The sequence below is a fragment of the Sphingomonas sp. genome, assembly GCF_031380695.1.
Classification (GTDB): domain Bacteria; phylum Pseudomonadota; class Alphaproteobacteria; order Sphingomonadales; family Sphingomonadaceae; genus Sphingomicrobium.
Map to the genome: position 1 here is coordinate 1 of NZ_JANMWY010000215.1, position 5,585 is coordinate 5,585.

Genomic DNA, 5,585 nt, shown 5'->3' on the forward strand with positions numbered 1-5,585 from the left:
CGACCGGCTATGCGGCGAATATGGCGCGAATGTCGAACAGGTCGCGCACCGGCTGACGACGCTCGGACGGCCCGGTGCGCGGGGCGTGCCCTTCTTCATGATTCGGGTCGACGCGGCGGGCAATATCTCGAAGCGCTATGCCGGCAACAGTTTCCCCTTTTCGCGCTTTGGTGGGACCTGCCCGCGGTGGAACCTCCACGCCGCCTTCCAGAATGCGGGCAAGGCGATCAGCCAGGTGATCGAGACGCCCGACGGGCAGCGCTACTTCACCATCTCGCGGACGATCGAGCGCCCGATTCGTCCCGATCTCCTGTCGGACGGGCTGCTCGCGGTCGGGCTCGGCTGCGAGCTCAAATATGCCGAGCAGCTGCACTGTGCGGAGGGGCTCGATCTGGCCAACCCGCCGATCACCCCGATCGGCCCCGCGTGCGCCATCTGTCCGCGGATGGAATGCCCCCAGCGGGCGACCGCCCCGGCCGGGCGCGCACTGGCGGTCGAGGAGAATCGCAAGACCATCTCGCCCTACCCGTTCTTGCCTGGCTGATCGGCCCGCTCGTCGGCTTGACAAAAACAGCCTCGCCAGTCATTGGGGCGGCGTTCGGGCGGCCCATCGCGGCCGCTCATCCATTTTTAATACGTTGGGACCAGTCCGATGGCCCAGCCGGCAACCGTCAAGATCAAGCAAGTCAGTTCCGCCGACACCGGCTTCTTCTACGTAACCAAGAAGAACCCGCGCAACACGACGGAGAAAATGTCGTTCCGCAAGTACGACCCGGTCGTGCGCAAGCATGTCGAGTTCAAGGAAGCCAAAATCAAGTGACCCGCTAGAGGGTCATCCCGGTGGCAAGCCGGGATCCGCTTGCTTACCGGGCGTCTCCGCAACTGCGGCGACGCCCGTTTCCGTCTCGGCGCTCATGACATACTCTGGCGGAGCAGCCAGCAGATCGGCAACGGTTTGCGCGAAACGGGCCACGGAGATCGGCTTTGACACATAGGCCTGCGCCCCCGCCGAGCGGATCCGCTCCTCGTCGCCACTGGCCGAGTAAGCGGTGACCGCCATCACCGGGACCGACTTCAATTGCTCGTCCTTGCGCAGCAGGCCGATCAGCTCGATCCCGCTGACATGCGGCAGCTGGATGTCGGTGATCACCAGGTCGGGCAAAAAGGCGCGCGCCATATCGAGCGCCTCCCGGCTGTCGGTCACGGCCTTCGTTTCATGCCCGTGCGCCGTCAGCAGGTCGCAGAACAACTTGATGTTGAGCGCGTTGTCCTCGACAATCAATATTCTGGCCAATCGAATTTCCCGAACCCAAGAACGACAGGGGCGCTGATAAGCGATGATCGCGCATGCGACAAACGACGCCGCCGCCGAATTGCTCCTTCGCGCGCTCGCGGCGACACTGGGCGAACCGCGCCGGGCCGAGCGGTTCCTGGCGCTGACCGGGCTCGACGCCGATGAGCTTCGCCGCCGTGCCGAAGAGCCAAGCCTGCTCGGCGCGCTGCTCGATTTTCTCGAGAGCCATGAGCCGGACCTGGTCGCGGTGGCCGAAGATGTCGGCGTGACCCCGGCGCGGCTGGTCGCGGCGCGAGCGGGGCTCACCGCATGACCCGGCCCCTCCTGATCACCGATTGCGACGAAGTGCTACTGCACATGGTGTCCCATTTTCAGGAATGGCTGGCCGAGACGCACGACGTCCACTTCGCGTTCGAGACCGGCCAGTTCGCCGAGGCGCTGACCCATGTGCCGAGTGGCGAGACCCTGCCCGACGAGCGGGTGTGGGAGCTGCTGTGGCGCTTCTTCCGCGAGGAGATGCATCGCCAGACGCCGGTCCCGGGCGCGATCGAGGCGCTGAAGCGAATTGGCGAGGTGGCGGACATCGTCGTCCTGACCAATCTCGGCGAGGACGCCCAGCCGCTGCGCGTCGCCCAGCTCGCGACGCATGGCATCCACTATGAAGTGATCTGCAATTCGGGCGGCAAGGGCGTGCCGGCGCGGGCGATCGTCGAGCGCCATTCGCCGAGCGTGACGGTGTTCGTCGACGACCTCCACATGCACCACCAGTCGGTGGCGAAGCATGCGCCCGAGGTGTGGCGGCTGCACATGGTCGCCGAACCCCGGCTCGCTCCGAACGTCGCCACGCCCGAAGCGGCGCATGTACGAATCGACGACTGGCCGACGGCGACCGAGTGGATATTGGCTAAGTTCGAGGAAGGACCGGCGACGTGAAGACGGCATTGATCACCGGCGTGACGGCGGGCATCGGCGAGGCATGCGCGCGCCTGTTCGTCGCCGATGGCTGGCACGTCATCGGCACCGGGCGACGCGAAGATCGGCTCGACGCCTTGGCGGCCGAGCTCGGCAGAGCCTTGACGCCGCATGCAGTCGACATGCGCCATCGAGCGGCGCTCGAAGCCTTCGCCGCCGGGCTCCCGCCGATCGACCTGCTGGTCAACAATGCCGGCTACGCGACAAAGGCCGATCCGTTGCAGGACGCAGAACTGGACCCCATCCTCGGCATGATCGAGACCAATGTCATCGGGCTGGTGACGCTGACCCGGGCGGTGCTGCCCAACCTCATCGGGCGCAAGGGGGCAATCATCAACCTCTCGTCGGTCGCCGCGACCTACCCCTATCGCGGCGGTTGCAACTATGCCGGGACAAAGGCTTTCGTCCGCCAGTTTACCCTCGGCCTGCGCGGTGATCTACAGGGGACCGGGGTGCGGCTGACGTCGATCGAGCCGGGCATGGTCGAGACGGAGTTCACGGTAGTGCGCAACGGCGGCGACCAGGCGGCGTCGGATGCCTTCTACGCTGGGACAGAGCCGATGACGGCGGAGGATATTGCGAGGACAATCCACTGGGTGGCGACCCTGCCGCCGCATCTCAACATCAACGCCCTCGAGCTGATGCCAGTCAACCAGAGCTGGGCCGGGTTCGCGGTTCACCGTCCGGAGGCTTGACCGCAGCGCGTGCGAGGTGTTGAGGCGAGCGCCATGAGAATCGACCAACGCCTCGCCGAACTCGGCCTCACCCTGCCGCAAGCCGCCGCACCGGTCGCTGCCTATGTGCCCACCGTCGAAGCGGGGGGCATGCTTCATATCTCGGGCCAGATTTCGTTCGACGAGCACGGCGGGCTGATCAAGGGGCGGCTTGGCGACGATCTCGATGTCGAGGCGGGGATTGCGGCGGCCAAACGGTGCGGCGTGATGCTGCTCGCCCAGATGAAGGTCGCGCTCGGTTCGCTCGACCGGGTCGAGCGGATCGTCAAGCTCGGCGTGTTCGTCAATTCGACGTCCGATTTCACCGACCAGCCCAAGGTCGCCAACGGGGCAAGCGAGCTGATGGTCGCGGTATTCGGGGAGGCGGGCAAACATGCTCGCTCGGCGGTCGGCGTCGCCGCCCTGCCGCTCGGCGTTGCGGTCGAAGTGGATGCGATCGTCGCGATCCGCGCCTGACCCGCTCGCGCCGGGTCCGCATGGCTTTGCCCACCGTGGCGTCCATCGGCTAGACGGCATTGGCGAAAACACGCCGACCGCCTTCGCTGCGGCGCTGGAGATTGGCGCGGGAATCGAATGCGATGTTCGGCTGACGAAGGACGACCAGCTCATCGTTTTTCACGACTCGGATGGGTCGCGATTGTGCGACGATCTGGCCGTAATCGGCGATTCGACTCTCGCTGAGCTTGCCCATTTGCGCGTGGGTGATCAGCCGATCCCGACATTGGCCAGCCTCCTCGCCCTTGTCGACGGACGCATACCGCTGCTGATCGAGGCGAAGGTCGACGGCGATTTGTGGCGATTTGGACCGGCGCTGGTGCGGGCGGTTGGCTCATACCGTGGCCGGCTCGGCGTGATGAGCTTCGATCCTCGCTTGGCGCGCTGGCTCAGAACCAACCGGCCTTCGATCCGTCGCGGCCTCGTCATGAAGGGCAATTTGTCCGTCTTCAGGCGTTGGACCGCAATGCGCCTCGCTGACCCCGACTTCCTCGCCGTCGAAACCACCGCGCTCGGGGCGTCGTGGCTGGCGCGCATTCGTCGCCGGATGCCGGTTTATAGCTGGACGGTGAAGACGCGCGAGTTGCGGACGCTCGCCGCTCGTCACGCCGACGCGGCGATCTGGGAAGCCGATGGCCGACCGTGACCAATCCATCCTTGCGCGAATCGCACCGTCGGTGGGCTCTATCGCCGCCGCCGAGTGGGATGCGCTTGCCGGGCACGACCCCTTCACGTCGCACGCGTTCCTGACCCTGCTCGAGGATTCGCAGAGCGTCGGGCGGCACAGCGGCTGGACGCCCGTCCCGCTGCTGATCGACGGCGCGGATGGCGCGCTCGCCGCCGCCGCGTCGGCCTATCTGAAGGCGCATAGCCAGGGCGAATATGTATTCGATCATGGCTGGGCCGACGCGTGGCAGCGGGCGGGCGGAAACTATTATCCCAAGCTGCAGATGGCGGTGCCGTTTACGCCGGTGCCGGGGCGGCGGATGCTGGGCGATCGCTCAGTCTCGCTGATCGCAGCGGCGGAGGCAGTGACGCGCAACAATGGCCTGTCGTCGGCTCACGCGACCTTCATCGCGCCGCAGGAAGTAGCGGGGTTCGAGGCGGCGGGGTGGCTGCTGCGGGAGGGCATCCAGTATCACTGGCAAAATCGCGACTACGCGAGCTTCGACGATTTCCTTGCCGCGCTCGCCAGTCGCAAGCGCAAGGCGATCCGCAAGGAACGGGCGACGGCGCGCGAGGGGCTGGAGTTTCTCGCCCTTCGTGGTGGCGAGATCGGGCCTTCGCAGTGGGACGCGATGTGGCATTTCTACCAGGACACGGGCAGCCGCAAGTGGGGCCGACCCTATCTCACGCGCGCGTTCTTCGCAGGGCTCGGTGCCGCGCTCGGCGATGCGGTGCTGCTGCTGCTCGCACTCCGCGACGGTCAGCCGATTGCAGGCGCGCTCAACCTCGTCGGCAAGGATACGGTCTACGGTCGCTACTGGGGGTGCAGCGAGGAAGTGCCCTTCCTCCACTTCGAGCTAAGCTATTATCAGGCAATCGAATGGGCCATCGCGCATGGCCTGGCCTCGGTCCAGGCCGGGGCGCAGGGCGAGCATAAGCTGGCGAGGGGCTATGAGCCGGTGCTGACCCACTCCGCCCATTTCCTTCCCGATCGCGGCTTTCGCGAGGCGGTGGCGACCTTTCTCGACGGAGAGCGGCGGGCGATTGCATCCGAAATGGGCGTATTGCGCGGAATGCTGCCTTACCGCTCGACCGATTCGGAATAGACTGCGACCTCGCGGCCGGCGGCGCTCGCCCGGCCACGATACATTCCTGGCGTCGTGAATCCCCACGCCGCCTCGCCCGACGGCGCGACCGCGATCAGACCGCCGCTGCCGCCCAGCGCAGCGATATCGGCCAGCACCGCATCGAGCGCCTCCTGCAGTCCCGCGCCCGTCAGCCGAATGCGCGCCGCCAGTTCATGCGCCGCCACCGCGCGGATGAACGCCTCGCCCAGGCCGGTGGCCGATACGGCGGCAGCGCGGTCATCGGCGTAAGTGCCCGCGCCGATTAGCGGCGAGTCGCCGATCCGGCCCCAGCGCTTG

9 protein-coding genes and 1 pseudogene are annotated in these 5,585 nt (G+C 66.6%); 8 read left to right on the forward strand and 2 right to left on the reverse strand.

Features of this window, described 5'->3' with window-relative positions:
- On the forward strand, positions 1–544 hold a 544-nt coding region (locus RMN84_RS07815; RefSeq protein ID WP_309611614.1), incomplete at its 5' end, for a DUF2083 domain-containing protein.
- A gap of 108 nt (positions 545–652) precedes the next feature.
- Positions 653–820, forward strand: coding sequence for a 50S ribosomal protein L33 (gene rpmG, locus RMN84_RS07820; RefSeq protein ID WP_309611615.1), 168 nt, complete (start codon positions 653–655; stop codon positions 818–820).
- Positions 821–937: 117 nt separating this feature from the next.
- On the opposite strand, the pseudogene RMN84_RS07825 reads toward rpmG, so the two are convergent.
- A pseudogene (locus RMN84_RS07825) lies at positions 938–1,285 on the reverse strand (response regulator); the annotation flags it as partial.
- Positions 1,286–1,337: 52 nt separating this feature from the next.
- On the opposite strand from RMN84_RS07825, the gene RMN84_RS07830 reads away from it, so the two are divergent.
- From RMN84_RS07830 to RMN84_RS07855, 6 genes are read left to right on the forward strand one after another with little or no spacing between them, the layout of a single operon-like run.
- A complete protein-coding gene (locus tag RMN84_RS07830; RefSeq protein ID WP_309611616.1) occupies positions 1,338–1,607 on the forward strand; it encodes a DUF3572 family protein in 270 nt (89 codons plus the stop codon).
- Positions 1,604–2,227 carry an HAD family hydrolase gene (locus tag RMN84_RS07835; protein ID WP_309611617.1) on the forward strand — a complete coding sequence of 208 codons (624 nt, stop codon included), beginning with the start codon at positions 1,604–1,606 and terminating at the stop codon, positions 2,225–2,227. The genes RMN84_RS07830 and RMN84_RS07835 overlap by 4 nt, the downstream gene beginning before the upstream one ends.
- Positions 2,224–2,961 (forward strand): SDR family NAD(P)-dependent oxidoreductase, encoded by a 738-nt coding sequence (locus RMN84_RS07840; RefSeq protein WP_309611618.1) that lies wholly within the window; start codon positions 2,224–2,226, stop codon positions 2,959–2,961. The genes RMN84_RS07835 and RMN84_RS07840 overlap by 4 nt, the downstream gene beginning before the upstream one ends.
- Before the next feature lie 33 nt (positions 2,962–2,994).
- Positions 2,995–3,456 carry a RidA family protein gene (locus tag RMN84_RS07845; RefSeq protein WP_309611619.1) on the forward strand — a complete coding sequence of 154 codons (462 nt, stop codon included), beginning with the start codon at positions 2,995–2,997 and terminating at the stop codon, positions 3,454–3,456.
- Positions 3,431–4,141 carry a glycerophosphodiester phosphodiesterase family protein gene (locus tag RMN84_RS07850; RefSeq protein ID WP_309611620.1) on the forward strand — a complete coding sequence of 237 codons (711 nt, stop codon included), beginning with the start codon at positions 3,431–3,433 and terminating at the stop codon, positions 4,139–4,141. The genes RMN84_RS07845 and RMN84_RS07850 overlap by 26 nt, the downstream gene beginning before the upstream one ends.
- Positions 4,128–5,267, forward strand: coding sequence for a GNAT family N-acetyltransferase (locus tag RMN84_RS07855; RefSeq protein ID WP_309611621.1), 1,140 nt, complete (start codon positions 4,128–4,130; stop codon positions 5,265–5,267). The genes RMN84_RS07850 and RMN84_RS07855 overlap by 14 nt, the downstream gene beginning before the upstream one ends.
- Here RMN84_RS07855 and RMN84_RS07860 read toward each other — a convergent pair.
- On the reverse strand, positions 5,243–5,585 hold a 343-nt coding region (locus RMN84_RS07860; RefSeq protein ID WP_309611622.1), incomplete at its 5' end, for an isoaspartyl peptidase/L-asparaginase. The two genes, RMN84_RS07855 and RMN84_RS07860, sit on opposite strands and share 25 nt — an antisense overlap.